Annotated in this window: 11 protein-coding genes; 7 read left to right on the top strand and 4 right to left on the bottom strand. The window is 66.2% G+C overall.

The window, feature by feature from the left end; genetic code table 11:
- Positions 1-59: 59 nt before the first annotated feature.
- Together DF286_RS10465 and DF286_RS10460 are read right to left on the bottom strand one after the other, a co-directional pair.
- Complete coding sequence (locus tag DF286_RS10465) at positions 60-1,532, bottom strand: class I adenylate-forming enzyme family protein (RefSeq protein ID WP_109271382.1); 1,473 nt, start codon at positions 1,530-1,532, stop codon at positions 60-62.
- Positions 1,532-2,152, bottom strand: coding sequence for a TetR/AcrR family transcriptional regulator (locus DF286_RS10460; RefSeq protein ID WP_109271381.1), 621 nt, complete (start codon positions 2,150-2,152; stop codon positions 1,532-1,534). The genes DF286_RS10465 and DF286_RS10460 overlap by 1 nt, the downstream gene beginning before the upstream one ends.
- Before the next feature lie 140 nt (positions 2,153-2,292).
- Between DF286_RS10460 and DF286_RS10455 the strand changes: the two genes are divergently transcribed.
- From DF286_RS10455 to DF286_RS10445, 3 genes are read left to right on the top strand one after another with little or no spacing between them, the layout of a single operon-like run.
- Entirely contained in the window at positions 2,293-3,132 is an 840-nt protein-coding gene (locus tag DF286_RS10455) for an alpha/beta fold hydrolase (protein WP_109271380.1), read from the top strand.
- Between the two features lie 14 nt (positions 3,133-3,146).
- Positions 3,147-5,492 carry a TonB-dependent receptor gene (locus DF286_RS10450; protein ID WP_109271379.1) on the top strand — a complete coding sequence of 782 codons (2,346 nt, stop codon included), beginning with the start codon at positions 3,147-3,149 and terminating at the stop codon, positions 5,490-5,492.
- A gap of 20 nt (positions 5,493-5,512) precedes the next feature.
- Positions 5,513-6,763 (top strand): spinster family MFS transporter, encoded by a 1,251-nt coding sequence (locus tag DF286_RS10445; protein ID WP_170303954.1) that lies wholly within the window; start codon positions 5,513-5,515, stop codon positions 6,761-6,763.
- 87 nt (positions 6,764-6,850) lie between these two features.
- Here DF286_RS10445 and DF286_RS10440 read toward each other — a convergent pair whose 3' ends face one another.
- Complete coding sequence (locus DF286_RS10440) at positions 6,851-8,950, bottom strand: response regulator (RefSeq protein WP_109271378.1); 2,100 nt, start codon at positions 8,948-8,950, stop codon at positions 6,851-6,853.
- A gap of 9 nt (positions 8,951-8,959) precedes the next feature.
- Positions 8,960-14,683 (bottom strand): HAMP domain-containing protein, encoded by a 5,724-nt coding sequence (locus DF286_RS10435; protein WP_243444796.1) that lies wholly within the window; start codon positions 14,681-14,683, stop codon positions 8,960-8,962.
- 221 nt (positions 14,684-14,904) lie between these two features.
- On the opposite strand from DF286_RS10435, the gene DF286_RS10430 reads away from it, so the two are divergent.
- The 4 genes from DF286_RS10430 (at position 14,905) to DF286_RS10415 (ending at position 16,469) form a co-directional block, all read left to right on the top strand.
- Positions 14,905-15,276 (top strand): hypothetical protein, encoded by a 372-nt coding sequence (locus DF286_RS10430; RefSeq protein ID WP_109271376.1) that lies wholly within the window; start codon positions 14,905-14,907, stop codon positions 15,274-15,276.
- 5 nt (positions 15,277-15,281) lie between these two features.
- Positions 15,282-15,554 carry a DUF5985 family protein gene (locus DF286_RS10425; RefSeq protein WP_109271375.1) on the top strand — a complete coding sequence of 91 codons (273 nt, stop codon included), beginning with the start codon at positions 15,282-15,284 and terminating at the stop codon, positions 15,552-15,554.
- 4 nt (positions 15,555-15,558) lie between these two features.
- Entirely contained in the window at positions 15,559-15,819 is a 261-nt protein-coding gene (locus DF286_RS10420; RefSeq protein WP_207790027.1) for a DUF5985 family protein, read from the top strand.
- 206 nt (positions 15,820-16,025) lie between these two features.
- Positions 16,026-16,469 (top strand): SET domain-containing protein, encoded by a 444-nt coding sequence (locus tag DF286_RS10415; protein ID WP_109271374.1) that lies wholly within the window; start codon positions 16,026-16,028, stop codon positions 16,467-16,469.
- Positions 16,470-16,481 lie beyond the last annotated feature (12 nt).

Genomic DNA, 16,481 nt, shown 5'->3' with positions numbered 1-16,481 from the left:
GGCGCGGGCGAGCCTTTCGATACAGCCTGGCCTGGCAGGCGGCAGGCGCGCCTGCGTCGTTACAAAGCGTGCTTGCGTATCTTGCCCGACGCCGTGCGCGGGAAGTCGGCGACGAATTGGAAGCTCCTCGGCACCTTGTAGGCGGCGAGGCGCGCCCGGCAGAAGGCCTGCAACTCCTCCGGCGCCGGCCTCACATCGGAGGCGGCGACGATGAAGGCGCGCGCGACCTCGCCCCATTTGGAGTCGGGCACCGGCACCACGGCGGCTTCGGCAACGGCCGGATGCGCGGCGAGCACATTCTCCACCTCGACCGGATAGACATTCTCGCCGCCCGAAATGAACATCTCCTTCCGTCGTCCGGCGACATGATAGAAGCCGTCCGCGTCGCGCCGGGCGAGATCGCCCGAGCGAAGCCAGCCGTCGGCGGTGAAGGCGGCGCGCGTCGTCTCCGCGTCGTTCCAGTAGCCCGGCGTGATGCCCGGGCCGGAGAAGAGCAGGTCGCCCACCTCGTCGTCCCTGACGTCGCGGCCCTCCTCGTCGACGATGCGCACGCTGCACAGGAGCTGCGGCTTGCCGACCGACCCGATCCGGTCCCAGGCATCGGCCGGGTTCATCAGGAAAGCGGTAGGCCCCGTCTCCGTCATGCCCATGCCGTTGCATATCCTGACCCGAAGGTCGCGATACTGCTCTGCTACCGAATCCGGCAGCGGCGCGCCGCCGCAGCCCCAGTGGCGGACATGGTCGAGGGAAGCGGAAGCGAAGCGGGGATGATCGAGCAGCGCCTGATAGACCGTCGGCACGGCGAAAAAAGTATCGAGCCGCCGCTCCTCGAGCAGCCGCACCACCGCCTCTTCGTCGAACCCGTCGAGGATGACGACGCGGCCGCCGGCGAACAGCGTCGGCAGGCTGTGGAGATTGATCCCGGCGGTGTGGAAAAGCGGCAGGAAGGTCAGCGTCGTGTCGCTGGACCTGAGGTCGATGGCGGAGCCGATATTGACGTAGTTCGCGAGCGCCATGCGGAAATTGTAGATGACGCCCTTCGGCCAGCCCGTCGTCCCTGAAGTGTAGATCAGATACCAGATGCTCTCGCTCGGCCAGCGCGAGCGCCAGCGGCCTGGCGCCGAGGCGTGCAGCATCCTTTCATAGTCGCCGTCGAGATCGATCGCCGGAATAGCGAGGGCTTCAACCGACGCCCTGTCGTCCCGTCCCGCGAACAGGAGGCTGGGCGAGCAATCTTCCACCAGTTGGTGGAGCTCGAAACCGGGCATCCGCCAGTTGAGCGGGACGAGGATCGCGCCCAGCCTGGCGCAGCCGAACAGCAGCTCGAAAAAGGCGATGCGGTTGCGACAGAGGATCGCCACGCGATCCCCCTCTTTCACGCCCCGCGACGCCATCAGCGAAGCCGCCTGCCCGGCGCGACGGTCCAACTCGGCATAGGTGAGGCAGCGCCCCGTCGCCACTTCCTCCAGCGCGATCTTGTCCGGCGACAGTTCGGCTCTCTTGGCGAGGAGATCGGGAATGTCGGCGACCATCAGCCGCGCTTTCTCAGGCCCTCCGCCACCAGCGAAATCGCGGCATCGGCGACTTCGGCCGGCGACAGGTCCTCCTCCCAGATGCCGTAGCGCATGCCCAGGAACACGCTCATGCCGATCAGCGCCCAGGCGCGCGGCTCGTCGTCGCCGGCGACGATCTCGCCCCGCGCCGCGGCGGCGGCCAGGTTGCGGCGGTAGCCCTCGACGAAGGTGCGATAATGCTCGCGATAGACATCGTCGGCGACGAACTGCGCTTCCTCGATGATCCGATAAAGCTCGCGATGCTGGCGGACGAAGGCGATGAAGGCGGTAAGGCCGATGCGCTCGGCCGCGATCCGGTCGGGAGCGTCCTTGACCGCCTCGGCGACATGGGCGCGCGTCGCCCGGCTCATGTCCCGCACCAGCGCGCGGAACACCTCCTCCTTGCTCTCGAAATAGGTGTAGAAGCTGCCGAGCGCGACGCCGGCCCGGCCCGTGATGCCGGTGATCGCCGCCTCATGATAGCCGCGCTCGCCGAATTCCTCGGCCGCCGCCTCGAGCAGCCGCCGCAGAGTCTTTCGCCCCCGCTCGGTGCGCGGCGTCTTGTCGGCCGATGCGCTGGCTCGGTTCAAATCGGACATGGCCCCTCCCGGAGAGGAACTTGAACGGACTTTCACCTTCGCGCAAGCGTGGGGGCAAGTTGAACGTTGACTCATGTTTCACTTAGTGGCAGGCAGCGGGGACCGCGAGCTTCCGAAGAGGGGCCGCCGGGGAGGGGTTCTTGCCGTATTTCACCGCAACCGATGGCGCTCGGATCGCCTATGACGACATGGGCGAGGGTCGGCCTTTGCTGCTGCTCCACGGCCTCATGGCACATCGCGGATTTTTCGAGCGCCAGCATGAACTCGCCGACAGCTTCCGCCTCATAGCGGTCGATCTTCGCGGCCATGGCGAATCGCGATCGCCGGGCGAGGCGCCGACCATCGAGCAGCTCGCCGGCGACGTCACCGCTTTGGTCGAATTGCTCGACCTCGAGGACGCGATCGGAGTCGGCTGGTCGCTCGGCGCCTCGGTCCTTTGGCAGGTGCTGACCGGCGCCGCCGCCGATCGCTTCGCGGGCGCGGTCATCGTCGACATGACTCCGCGCGTCATGAACGACGACAGCTGGCGACTAGGGCTTTCCGAGGACGCCTGCGAGGCAAGGCGGCGGGCGATCGAGGCCGACTTCCCGACCTTCGCCAATGCCGCAGGCCAGGCCATCTTCGCCGCCTCCAATGCCGAGGCGCTGGCCGAAAGCGCCCACTGGGCCGGCGAGGAGTTCGCAAAGAACGAGGCCGGCGCCATCAGCGCGCTCTGGTCGTCGCTCGTGCAGCAGGATTTCCGATCCCGCCTCGGCCGCATCTGCCAGCCGACGCTCATCATCCACGGGGCCGAGAGCCATCTCTACGGCTCCGACACCGCCGATCATCTCGTAGCGGCGCTGCCCGATGCCCGCGCGCTCCGGTTCGACCACTCCGGCCACAGCCCGCATTTCGAGCAACCGGGACCTTTCAACCGCGCGATCCGCGACTTCGCCGCCAGCCTGCCGCGCGTCCGCGAACATCCAACAACAACCGCTTGAACAGGAGAGACGTCATGGCCCGCAATACATATAGCCTCACGGCGCTCAGGATCGGCACCGCCGTCGCCGCCCTCACCGCCACCGCCCCCCTCGCCGCGCAGACCGCCGATGCAAACGCGCCGCTCGCCGTGGAGGAGCCGGCCGCGACCGGCAACACCATCGTCGTCACCGCCCGCCGGCGCGAGGAAAATCTGCTCGACGTGCCGATCGCCGTGACCGCCTATAGCGGCGAGGAGCTCGCCATGCAGGGCGCGCTCGACATCACCGAGATCAGCGACACCACGCCGAACGTCACGCTCGAAGCCTCGCGCGGCACCAACAACACGCTGACCGCCTTCATCCGCGGCGTCGGCCAGCAGGATCCGGTGGCCGGCTTCGAGGCCGGCGTCGGCATCTATCTCGACGACGTCTACCTCAACCGCCCGCAGGCGGCGCTGCTCGACATCTACGACGTCGAGCGGATCGAAATCCTGCGCGGCCCGCAGGGCACGCTCTACGGCCGCAACACCATCGGCGGCGCGGTCAAATATGTGACGGCGCGCCTGCCGGACGACCCCAGCGTGCGCGTCCGCGCCACGCTCGGCACCTATGAGCAGGCCGATCTGATCGTCGGCCTCAGCACGCCGATCACCGACTCCTTCCGCGTCGGCGCGACCGCCGCCCGTCTCAGCCGCGACGGTTTCGGCAAGAACCTCACCACCGGCCTCGACAATTACAACCGCGACATCTGGGCCGGCCGCCTCGCCGCCGAGCTCGACGTCGGCGACGCGGTAGAGCTCAGGATCGCCGGCGACTATACCGAGGACCGCAGCGATCCACGCGGAGGCCATCGCCTCATCCCCGGCCTCGTTTCCGGCACGCCCGTGCTCGACGACGTGTTCGATTCGCGCGGCGCCCTGCTCGATCCCGAGCAGAAGGTGAAGGCCGGCGGGGTCAGCGCCCATCTCGACGTCGAGATGTCGGACACGCTGACCTTGCGCAGCATCAGCGCCTGGCGCGCCGACGAGAGCGGCAGCCCGATCGACTTCGACGCCCTGCCCGCCGTCGATGTCGACGTGCCGGCGGTCTACAAAAACGACCAGCTCTCGCAGGAAATCCAGCTCGTCTATGACGACGGCCGGCTCGCCGGCCTGCTCGGCGGCTATTATCTCGATGCCAATGCCGAGACCGTCTTCGACGTCCGGCTGCCGAACACCGTGACCGCCCTCACCTTCGGCGACGTCGACACCAAGACCTTCGCGATCTTCGCCGACGCCACCTACGATCTCACCGAGCAGCTCAGCGTCTCGCTCGGCGGACGCTACACCTGGGACGAGCGCACCTCCGACATCCTCCGCCAGGTGTTCATCGGCGGCGGATCGCCCTTCTTCGGTGGCGGCGGCACCCTCTTCCTCGTCCAGTCGGACTTCACGGGAAGCGCCGATTTCGAGGAATTCACGCCCCGCGCCTCGATCAGCTTCAAGCCGACGCCGGACCACAATCTCTACGCAAGCTACTCCAAGGGCTTCAAGGGCGGCGGCTTCGATCCGCGCGGCGTCAGCACGGCGGCGCCGGACCTCGACGGCGACGGCACCGTCGATGCCGACGAGGTGTTCGACTTCATGTCGTTCGAGCCGGAGACCGTCGACAGCTACGAGATCGGCTGGAAGGCGAGCCTTCTCGACCGCCGCCTGAACTTCAGCCTGGCCGCCTTCCACGCCGATTATGAGGACGTGCAGGTGCCGGGCTCGGTCGGTGCGGTCATCAACGGCCAGCAGACCTTCATCGGCGTCACCACCAACGCCGGCAAGGCCCGCTTCCAGGGCATCGAGTTCGAAGGCGCCGCCCGCCTCGCCGAGGATTTCGCGACCCAGGGCGACTCGCTCGGCTTCAACTGGGCGCTCGGCTACATCAACGCCGACTACAAGCAGTTCATCGACGCCCGCGGCATCGACGTCGCCGACCGGCGCGAGATCCAGAACACGCCGAAATGGACAGCGAGCGGCACTCTCAACTATGGCACGCCGGTGGGCGCGGGCATGCTGAACCTCATCGGCACGCTTTCCTACCGGAGCAAGACCCATCAGTTCGAGCTGCCGACGCCGATGCTCGACCAGCCGGGCTATGCCTTGTGGGACGCCAGCATCGTCTGGACGGCCGATGACGACCGCTGGTCGATCGGCCTCCACGGCAAGAACTTGACGGATAAGGAATATATCGTGTCGGGCTACAACTTCCTGCGGCAGAACCCCGATACGGGCGCGTTCATCCTGCCCAACGGAAGCCCGGGCTTCAGCCCGACCCTGGGGGCGGAAGGCGTCCTCACCGCCTATTACGGCGCGCCGCGGCAGGTGTTTCTGACCGTGGGCTACAACTTCTGATGGACAAGGCGGGGAGCAGGATGATGGCAGCGACAAGCGGACGCCGCGTCCTTGCCATCCTGCTCCTCGCCTATATCTTCAACTTCCTCGACCGGCAGATCGTCAGCATCCTCGCCGAGCCGATCAAGAAGGACCTGGGCCTGACCGACGGCCAGCTCGGCCTGATGGGCGGGCTCGCCTTCGCGCTATTCTACACCGGCCTCGGCATCCCCATCGCCTGGCTCGCCGACCGCAAGAGCCGGGTCACCATCATCTCGGTAAGCCTGGCGCTGTGGAGCGGCTTCACCGCGCTGTGCGGCTTCGCCGGCAATTTCTGGCAGCTCTTCCTCGCCCGCATGGGCGTCGGCGTCGGCGAGGCGGGCGGCGTCGCCCCCTCCTACGCCCTCATCTCCGACAGCTTCCCGCCGAACCAGCGCGGGCGGGCGCTCGCCATCTTCTCCTTCGGCATTCCGATCGGCTCGGCGCTCGGCATCTTCTTCGGCGGCTGGATCGCCAGCAACATCGACTGGCGCGCCGCCTTCATCATCGTCGGCCTCGCCGGCCTTTTCCTCGCGCCGCTGGTCAAGTTCGGCGTTCCCGAGGCGCCCCGCGGCGGTTTCGACGAAGCCCGCACCGAAGAGGCCGCGAGCCTCGCCCAGGTCGGCCGCATCCTGTCCAAAAAGCCGAGCTTCTGGCTGCTCTCCTTCGGCTCCGCCTGCAGCTCGGTGATCGGCTACGGCTTCGCCTTCTGGCTGCCTTCCTTCCTGGCGCGGAGCCATGGCCTCGATCTCGTCGACCGCTCCCTCTTCTACGGCACCATCGCCCTGATCGGCGGCCTCGCCGGCGTCTGGATGGGCGGCTGGCTCGGCGACAAGGCCGGCGCGACCGACCCGGGCGGCTATGCCCGCGTCCCGGCCTATTGCTTCCTCCTCGCCATCCCGCTCTATGCGGTCGGACTGTTCGCGCCGTCGCTCCTCGTCACCTTCCTGCTGCTCCTCGTGCCGACCGCGCTCGCCCTCGCCTGGCTCGGACCAGGGATAGCGGCGATCCAGCAGGTCGTGCCGCCGCAGATGCGCGCCACCGCCTCGGCCATCTTCCTGTTCGTCAACAACCTGATCGGGATCGGCTTCGGCACTTGGTTCCTCGGCTTCATGTCCGACAGCATGGCGGCCACCTATGGCGAGGATTCGCTCCGCTACTCGATGATCTACGGCCTCGCCTTCTATCTCGCCGCCGCGACCCTCTATCTCACCGCCGCGCGCCGGCTGAACCGGGACTGGTATCGAGGGTAGCAGTTCCCCGGCGAAAGCCGGGGCCCAGTCCTTCCGCCGCGCCGCTGGACCCCGGCTTTCGCCGGAGAACCACTCCCTCGGATCACCTTAGTTCGGCTTCGCACCCGGTCCTGCTCGAAACAGGCAGGCGATGGTCTGGTTCATCTGGTTGGGCGTGAAGGGCTTGGTGAGCACGGGCACGTCGTGCGGCCGCCGCGCGATGGACTGGGCGTCGGCATAGCCGGTGACGATGATGCCGGGCAGGTCCGGTCTCATCGCGCGCGCCCGCTCGATGACGTCGATGCCGGAGACGAGCGGCATCGCATAGTCGCAGATGATGAGGTCGAAAGCGGCCGGGTCGCGCTCCAGAAGGGCGAGCAGTTCCGGCCCGTCCCGCGCCTCGGTCACTTCATGTCCGAGTTCGCGAAGGATGCCCGCCGTCGCCATTCTGACGCCGCCATGATCGTCGACGAGGAGGATCTTGAGCAGCCGCCCTGCCACTTCCGTCCCCGCCTGCTCCGGAGACCGGCGCGGGACGGCTGCCGCCTTCTCCTCGTCGCCGGGGGCTCGCGGAAGCCAGATCTCGACCCGCGTTCCCTGCTCCACCTTGCTCGCGATCTTGATCGCGCCGCCCGACTGCTTGGCGAAGCCGTAGACCATGGAGAGGCCGAGCCCCGTTCCCTTGCCGATGCCCTTGGTGGTGAAGAAGGGCTCCATCACCTGCTCCATTATCTCGGGCGGGATGCCGCAGCCGTCGTCGGTGACGGCGAGCATGACATAGTCGCCGGCCGGGACGCCGAGGCTGTTGTCGCTGCCGAGTTCCCTGTTCTCGCCCGAGACGTTGATGGCGCCCCCGTCCGGCATGGCGTCGCGGGCGTTGATGATGAGGTTCATGAGCGCCAGCTCCAGCTGCGCCTCGTCGGCATAGGCGCACCAGAGATCCTCGTCCGTATCCCACTCGAGCTGGACGAGGCCGCCCAGCGTGTGGGCCAGGAGATTGTCGACGCTGGCCGAGAGGCGCCCGATGTCGATGCGGGCAGGTTCCAGCTGCTGGCGCCGGGCGAAGGCGAGCAGCCGCCGCACCAGCTCGGAGCCCTGCTCGGCCGCATGGCGCGTCATCTGCAAGATCTTCTGCTGGTCCGCATCGAGCTCGACGCGCCGCTCGATCAGCCCCAGCCCGCCCAACACGGCGGCCAACAGGTTGTTGAAGTCGTGGGCGATGCCGCCGGTCAGCTTGCCGATCGCGTCCATCTTGCGCGCGTGGACGAGCTGGCTCTCAAGGTCCTTGCGGTCGGTGACGTCGAGCAGGGTGCCGGCATATTCTGTCGGCCGCCCCTGCGGGTCGCGCAATAGAACCGCCTGGTCGAGAAAGTGCTTGTAGGTGCCGTCGGCGCACTTCCAGCGATATTCGATCGACATGGCGCCGCCGAAGGAACGGGAGGCGAGCCCGGCCATCACCCGCTCCCGATCTTCCTCATGGACGCGCTCGCTCCACAGGTTCGGATTTTCCCGAACGGCATCGAACTCGAAGCCCGTGACCGAAGCGAAATTGCCGCTGACGAAGCGGGGCATGCGCGGACGCGCGTCGAGGGGCTCCAGATAGAGGATGATCGGCAGCGACTGGATGATCGCCGCCTGGCGCTGCTCGGCGTGGCGCAGTTCCTGCTCGGCTCGAAGGCGCTCCGCATTGGCGCGAAGATTGGCGTCCAGCAGCCGCTGCTCGGCTTCCGCCTTGCGCCGGATCTCGCGCGTCATGATGAACAGGTCGACGAACACGGCGACCTTGGATTTCAGCACCACCGGCTCGACCGGCTTGAACACATAATCGACCGCGCCCATCGAATAGCCGCGGATCAGATGCTCCGTCTCCTTGTTCACCGCCGAGAGGAAGACGATCGGAATGCGCTTGGTCTGCTCGCGGCTGCGGATGATCTGGGCGGTCTCGTAGCCGTCCATGCCGGGCATGAAGACGTCGAGCAGGATGACGGCGAATTCGCCCTTCAGCAGGTGGCGAAGCGCCTCCTCTCCCGACGAGGCGGTGACGACGTCGGCGACGTCCTCCAGCACCGTCCGGATGGCGAGAAGGTTGCGTTCGTCGTCGTCGACCACCAGCACGCGCGCGCGCGCGCTGGAATCGGCATCCAGCGGCACCTCCTGCAGCTTCGCCTTGGCGGAGGCATTCGCGCGCTTCCGGACGGGCTCTACCATCGTCAACGCTTATTCCGCCGCCTTCTGCGATGAACCGGAGGCGACCGACGCCGCGCGATCGCGCGCGCGCGCCACCCACACCCGAAGGAGCGCGAGCAGCAGCTCGATGTCGACCGGCTTGGCGATATAGTCGGAGGCGCCGGCGTCGAGGCATTTCTGCCGATCGCCCTTCATCGCCTTGGCCGTGACCGCGACAAGCGGCACCTCGGCCAGCGCCGACCGCTGCCGGATCTGCCGCATCGTTTCATAGCCGTCCATTTCCGGCATCATGATATCGATCAGGGCGACATCGATGCCCGGTGTCTCATCGAGGATGGCAATCCCCTCCTTGCCGCGCTCCGCGTGGAGCACTTCCACGTCGTAGCTCTCTAGGACGCTTGTAAGGGAGTAGATGTTCCGAATGTCGTCATCGACGATGAGAATTTTGGCGCCGGCAAGCTCGGGAATGCCCCGCGCGGCCGGAGCGGACGTCGGGACTCCGGCTCGACGGCCGCGCCTCAGCACGGCGCCGACCCGCGCCGACAGCGCATCGACGCGATCCACGATCTCGAGCGCCCGGGCGCCGGCCATCGGCTCCAGCATCGTCCGCATGCGCTCGCCGTCGGCCTTGGCAAGGACGATGACCGACGCCTCGCTCCCGCTGGCCTGAAGCGACGTGAGCTCCTTGATCGCCTGCTCGGACTTGTCCGCCGCGACGACAATGCCGTCGACGGAATCGAGCCTGCCCTGCGCCTTGGCGACCGAAGCGGCGCTCTCCACCTTCAAATTTGCGCCGGCGAGGGCGGCCGCGATCTTCTTGCGATCGGCGGCGGCGCCCACGATCAGCAGGCGGCGCGGCGTGCGGCGCACCTGCTCGGCGATGGCCGAAAAGATCCCGGACAGCGCTTCATGGTCGGCCGGCTTCGCGGTGACGCTGAACGCGCCCATGCCGACCACCGCCTGGGCCTCGTCAGCCCCGGAGATGACGTGGATCGGTATGTGCCGCGTCTGCGGATCGTGCTTCAACAGGTCCAGGAGGACGAAGCCGTCGATATCGGAAAGGCCGAGGTCGAGCGTGATCGCGTCCGGCTGCAGCTTGCGTACCAAGGCGAGCGTGCCCGCGCCGGCCGTGGAGACAACGCCCTTCAGTCCGGTCCCGCGCGCCAGGTCGAGAAGGATCGCGGCGAAGGTCGGATCGTCCTCGACGATCAGCACGAAGGGCTCGTCGCCGAGCGCATCGCGATCGTCGACCACCTCCACGTCGACGGTCAGCTCCGCCGGACCGGCCGAGCCGGTTTCATCGGGGAGCGCCGGCGGCCCGGCGATCGCCGCGGTGGAGCTCGACGACCCGGCCTCCAGGGGGATGAAGAGCGTGAAGGTCGAGCCTTGGCCGGGCCGCGACCGGACGCAGAGCTCGCCTCCGAGGAGCCGCGCAATCTCGCGGCTGATCGAAAGGCCGAGGCCGGTGCCGCCATATTTGCGGCTGGTCGTCCCGTCGGCCTGCTGGAAGGCCTCGAAGATGAGTTTCTGCTTGTCCTCGGGGATGCCGATGCCGGTGTCGCTGACCGACAGGGCGATGACACCGTTCGCCGAACGAAGCACCGGATGATTGGCGCTCCAGCCGCTGGTGACGCTGCGCACGCTCAACGTCACGGCGCCGTGCGACGTGAACTTGAAGGCGTTGGAGAGGAGGTTCAGCGCCACCTGCTGCAGCCGCTTCTCGTCGGTGCGGATGACGGCGGGCAGCTTCGGATCGAAATCGACTTCGAAGGCGAGGCCCTTGTCCGCCGCCAACTGGCGGAAGGTCCGTTCCATATGCTGCTTCAGGCTCACCACCGGCATGTCGCCAAGCTCTATCGAGACGGTTCCGGACTCGATCTTCGAAAGATCGAGAATGTCGTTGATGAGGTTCAACAGGTCGGAACCGGCCGAGTGGATCGTCCGGGCGAACTCGGTCTGCTTCTCGTTGAGGTTGCCCTGCGGGTTGTCGGCCAGCAGCTTCGACAGGATGAGCAGCGAGTTGAGCGGGGTGCGCAGCTCGTGGCTCATATTGGCGAGGAACTCGGACTTGTATTTCGACGTCAGCGCGAGCTGCTCGGCCTTTTCCTCGACCGCGCGCCGCGCCATCTCGATCTCGATATTCTTCGCCTCGACCTGCTTCTTCTCATTCTCGAGGAGCTGCGCCTTCTCCTGAAGCTCTTCGTTGGTGGCGTGCAGCTCTTCCTGCTTGGTCGTGAGCTCGGTCTGCCGCGCCTGAAGCTCCTGCGTCAGCAGCTGCGACTGCTTCAGCAGCCCTTCGGTGCGCATGGTCGCGGCGATCGTGTTCAAGACGATGCCGACCGATTCCATCAGCTGGTCGAGGAAGTTCTGGTGGGTCTCGTTGAACTCGTTGAACGACGCCAGCTCGATCACGGCCTTCACATCGTCCTCGAACAGCGCGGGCAGGATGTTGACGTTGGCGGGCTTGGCATGGCCGAGGCCGGAGCCGATGCGGATGAAGTCGCCCGGCACCTTCTCCAGCAGCAACGGCCGCTTGTCGGCGGCGGCCTGGCCGACAAGGCCTTCGCGCAGCTTGAAGCTCGGCTTTAGCTGGTCCTTGGCTTCGGCGCCATAGCTCGCGACGAGATCGAGGACCGTCTCGTCCTCCTCCTTCCGCGCGACGTAGAAGACGCCATATTGCGCGTTCACCAGCGGCGCGAGCTCCGACATGATGAGGTTCGACACCGTCGCCAGGTCGCGCTCGCCCTGCAGCATCCGGGAGAAGCGGGCGAGGTTGGTCTTGAGCCAGTCCTGCTCCGCATTCTTCAAGGTCTGATCCTTGAGGTTGCGGATCATCTCGTTGATGTTGTCCTTGAGCGCGGCCATCTCGCCCGAGGCTTCCACCGCGATCGAGCGGGTGAGGTCGCCCTTGGTCACCGCCGTCGCCACGTCCGCGATGGAGCGGACCTGGTTCGTCAGATTCTCGGCGAGCTGGTTCACGTTGTCGGTGAGGTCGCGCCACAGGCCGGCGGCGCCCGGCACCCTTGCCTGACCGCCGAGCTTGCCTTCGACGCCCACTTCGCGGGCCATGTTGGTCACCTGGTCGCCGAAGGTCGACAGCGTCTCGATCATGAAGTTGATCGTCTCGGCGAGCGCGGCGATCTCGCCCTTGGCGTCCACGGTCAGCTTGCGCTTCAGATTGCCCTGCGCCACCGCGGTCACGACGTCGGCGATGCCGCGCACCTGGTTGGTGAGGTTGGTCGCCATCAGGTTGACGTTGTCGGTGAGGTCCTTCCAGGTGCCGGCGACGCCCGGCACCTTGGCCTGGCCGCCGAGCTTGCCTTCCGTGCCCACCTCGCGCGCCACGCGCGTCACCTCGGCGGCGAAGGCGTTCAATTGGTCCACCATGACGTTGATGGTGTTCTTGAGCTCGAGGATCTCGCCCTTCACGTCGACCGTGATCTTCTTGGAGAGGTCACCGCGCGCCACGGCGGTGGTGACCTCGGCGATGTTGCGCACCTGGCCGGTCAGATTGTCGGCCATCAGGTTCACATTGTCGGTGAGGTCCTTCCACGTCCCGGCGACGCCGCGCACCTGCGCCTGACCGCCGAGCTTACCCTCCGTGCCGACCTCGCGCGCCACGCGCGTCACTTCGCTCGCGAAGCTGTTCAGCTGGTCCACCATCGTATTGATGGTGTTCTTGAGCTCGAGAATCTCGCCCTTCACGTCGACGGTGATCTTTTTCGACAAATCGCCGAGCGCGACGGCGGTGGTGACCTCGGCGATGTTGCGCACCTGGCCGGTGAGGTTCGCGGCCAGCTCGTTCACATTGTCGGTCAGGTCCTTCCAGGTGCCGCCGACGCCCTCCACCTTCGCCTGGCCGCCGAGCTTGCCCTCCGACCCCACCTCGCGCGCCACGCGCGTCACCTCGGAGGCGAAGCTGTTCAGCTGGTCCACCATCGTATTGATGGTGTTCTTGAGCTCGAGGATTTCGCCCTTCACTTCCACGGTGATCTTCTTCGAAAGATCGCCCGACGCCACCGCGGTCGTCACCTCGGCGATGTTGCGCACCTGACCCGTCAGGTTGCCCGCCATCGCGTTCACATTGTCGGTCAAATCCTTCCAGGTGCCGGCGACGCCTTCCACGGTCGCCTGCCCGCCGAGCTTGCCTTCCGAACCCACCTCGCGCGCCACGCGGGTCACCTCGTTCGCAAAGGCGTTGAGCTGGTCCACCATCGTATTGATGGTGTTCTTGAGCTCGAGGATCTCGCCCCGCACCTCCACGGTGATCTTCTTGGAAAGATCACCGCGCGCCACGGCGGTCGTCACCTCGGCGATATTGCGGACCTGGCCGGTCAGGTTGTCGGCCATCAGGTTCACATTGTCCGTGAGGTCCGCCCAGGTGCCGGCGACGCCCGGCACCGTCGCCTGCCCGCCGAGCTTGCCGTCGGTGCCGACCTCGCGCGCCACGCGCGTCACTTCCGAGGCGAAGGCGTTGAGCTGGTCCACCATCGTATTGATGGTGTTCTTGAGCTCCAATATCTCGCCCTTCACCTCCACCGTGATCTTCTTGGAAAGGTCACCCGAGGCCACCGCCGTCGTCACCTCGGCGATGTTGCGCACCTGGCCGGTCAGATTGTCGGCCATCAAATTCACATTGTTGGTAAGATCGGCCCAGGTACCCGCGACGCCCGGCACCTGCGCCTGCCCGCCGAGCTTACCCTCCGTGCCCACCTCACGCGCCACGCGCGTCACTTCCGAGGCGAAGGCATTGAGCTGATCCACCATCGTATTGATGGTGTTCTTGAGCTCCAGGATTTCCCCTTTCACCTCCACGGTGATCTTCTTCGACAAGTCGCCCGACGCCACCGCCGTCGTCACCTCGGCGATGTTGCGGACCTGGCCGGTCAGGTTGTCCGCCATCAGGTTCACATTGTTGGTAAGGTCGGCCCAGGTCCCCGCGACGCCGGGCACCTGCGCCTGGCCCCCGAGCTTGCCTTCCGTGCCCACCTCGCGCGCCACGCGCGTCACCTCGGAGGCGAAGGCGTTGAGCTGGTCCACCATCGTATTGATGGTGTTCTTGAGCTCGAGGATCTCGCCCTTCACTTCCACGGTGATTTTCTTGGAAAGGTCACCACTCGCCACCGCCGTCGTCACCTCGGCGATGTTGCGGACCTGGCCGGTGAGGTTGGTCGCCATCGCGTTCACGTTGTCGGTGAGGTCCTTCCAGGTGCCGGCGACGCCCTGCACCTTCGCCTGTCCGCCCAGCTTGCCCTCGGTGCCGACCTCACGCGCGACGCGCGTCACCTCGGCGGCGAAGGCGGCGAGCTGCTCGACCATCCGGTTCACGACCTCGCCGATGCGCAGGAACTCGCCGCGCAGCGGTCGCCCGTCTATCTCCACGGTCATCGTCTGGCTGAGATCGCCCTTGGCGACGGCGCCGATCACGCGGGCGACCTGGATGGTCGGCTGGACCATGTCCTCGATCAGCTCGTTGACGGCGCTGAGCTTCTCCTCCCAGCCCCCGGAAGCGCCCCTGACGCGGCCGCGCTGGCCGATCTTGCCTTCCTTGCCGACGACGACCGCGAGCCGCTTGAACTCGTTGGTCATCTGCTCGTTGAGCCCGACCACTTCATTGAAGAGCGACGCGATCTCGCTGTCGAGCCCGGGAACATCCTCGGGCAGGCGGACGGTGAAATCGCCGCGCTTCAGACTTTTGAGCGCGCTGACAAGCTGGCGGCGATCGAGAAAATCCCGCGGGGTTTCGACGTTCACGTTACGCTCCTTAACTCTCCCCCACCCCCGAATCCCAGGCGTCGGCCCCCCGGCCGCGCGCACCATAGCAGAACAACCGACTCGTCTCCCGGCAAAATTCATATCCTTCCCGGCCGAAGGTCAAGCAGGGGTTGTCATGCGCGGACTGGGCCTTAGAAGGCCCTTGCAAGACCGCGCCTCCGGCCGGCGTGCCACGCAATCACAAGGACCACCGCAGCACGATGCCGTCGAAACAGGACGTAACCAGCTTCATTCGAGCGACCTTTCGGTCGGTCTGGTCGCTGGAGCTGCTCCTGTTCCTCAAAAACCATGGCGATCGCGGCTGGACCCGTTACGATCTGGTGACGGCCCTGCGCGGCAGCGACGTGATCGTGTCGCAAAGCGTCGATTCCCTGGTGGCCGCCGGCCTCGTCAGCACGGACGCGGAAGGCTCGGCCCTCTACAGCCCGGCTTCCGAAGATCTGCGCCGTCTAGTCGATGGGGCCGAGCGCCTGTATGCCAAGAGTCCGGACGCGGTGAGGCGGATGATCATCGCCTCGGCGAACGAGGGACTGACGGCGTTCGCGGACGCCTTCAGACTGCGAAAGGAATAGGGGGCGTGCAGGAGTTCTTTCCCACCGCGGTCTACCTGCTCTGCTTCCTGACGAGCAGCGCCTGCGCCTATCTCCTCGCCCGAAACTACAAGCGGACCGGGGCGCGGCTGCTTTTGTGGAGCGCCCTTTGCTTCCTGTTCCTCGCCGCGAACAACCTGCTCGTCATCCTCGATCTGCTCGTCATCAGGTCGATCGACTTCAAATTCTGGCGACTTTGGTCCTCGCTCGCCGCAGTCGGCATCCTGCTTTTCGGCTTCATCTGGGACCTGGAGGAGTGAAACGATGATGCTGTTTCACTTCCTCTCCGGCGCGCTTACCCTCGGTTTCCTGATCGCGGGGCTCTTTTTCCTCCGCTTCTGGAAGCGGACCCGAGACGGGCTCTTCGTCGCCTTCGCCCTCGCCTTCTGGCTCCTGGGCCTCACCCAGGCCCTGCTCGCCCTCTCCAACATCCCGGTCGAGGAACGAAGCTGGCTCTACCTCCTCCGCCTCGCCGCCTTCGCGCTGATCCTCGTCTCGATCTGGCTCAAGAACCGCCGCGGCTAGCGGGCGGCACTCCTCCAATTCAACCGCGGGTAACTCCCCATCACGGACATCTCATGCGGTCCATGAATCTCTGGAGGCTGGATGCCATTCGCCGTCTCTCTGCCCACCGTTCGAAAGTCGCCAGCGATAGCATGGAACTAGACGCGGGACCGACGGTTTGGGAGCGGTCGTGTCGTGCAACGACTTGAGAAAGAACCGATACTCCTGTGCTGCTCGTGCCCACTTATGTCGCGCCCAGCCGGCTGGAGGGCGTCGGAGTCTTTGCCGGCGAGGCCATCCAGGCCGGCACGCTCATTTGGAAGCTGGATCCGGGCTTCGACCGGCTCGTGCCGAAGGATTCCGTGCTCGGGCTAGATCCGGCGGTGCGAGCCTTCATCGAGCGATATGCCTATCCGTTGATGGCCGATCCGAACCTGCTCGTGGTCGAATTGGATAATGGTCGCTTCATGAACCATTCCCCGACGCCCAACACGCGCTTCGATGATCCCGACGCCGGATACGCCATCACGGACATCGCCGCGGACGAGGAAATTCTCTGCGACTATGGCGAGTTCGATCCGGGCTTCATCATGCTCCCGGGCCGCAACTTCGTCGATTCAGCCGCAGTCGACGCAGAAACGATTTCCGCGGCCGCGAGGATGCGTCCTTAGGGCCCAACCGTC

It is taken from the genome of Sphingosinicella humi, assembly GCF_003129465.1.
GTDB classification, from domain to species: Bacteria; Pseudomonadota; Alphaproteobacteria; order Sphingomonadales; family Sphingomonadaceae; genus Allosphingosinicella; species Allosphingosinicella humi.
The sequence above is the reverse complement of the archived record's forward strand: the minus strand, read 5'-3'. Positions and strand labels throughout refer to the sequence as shown.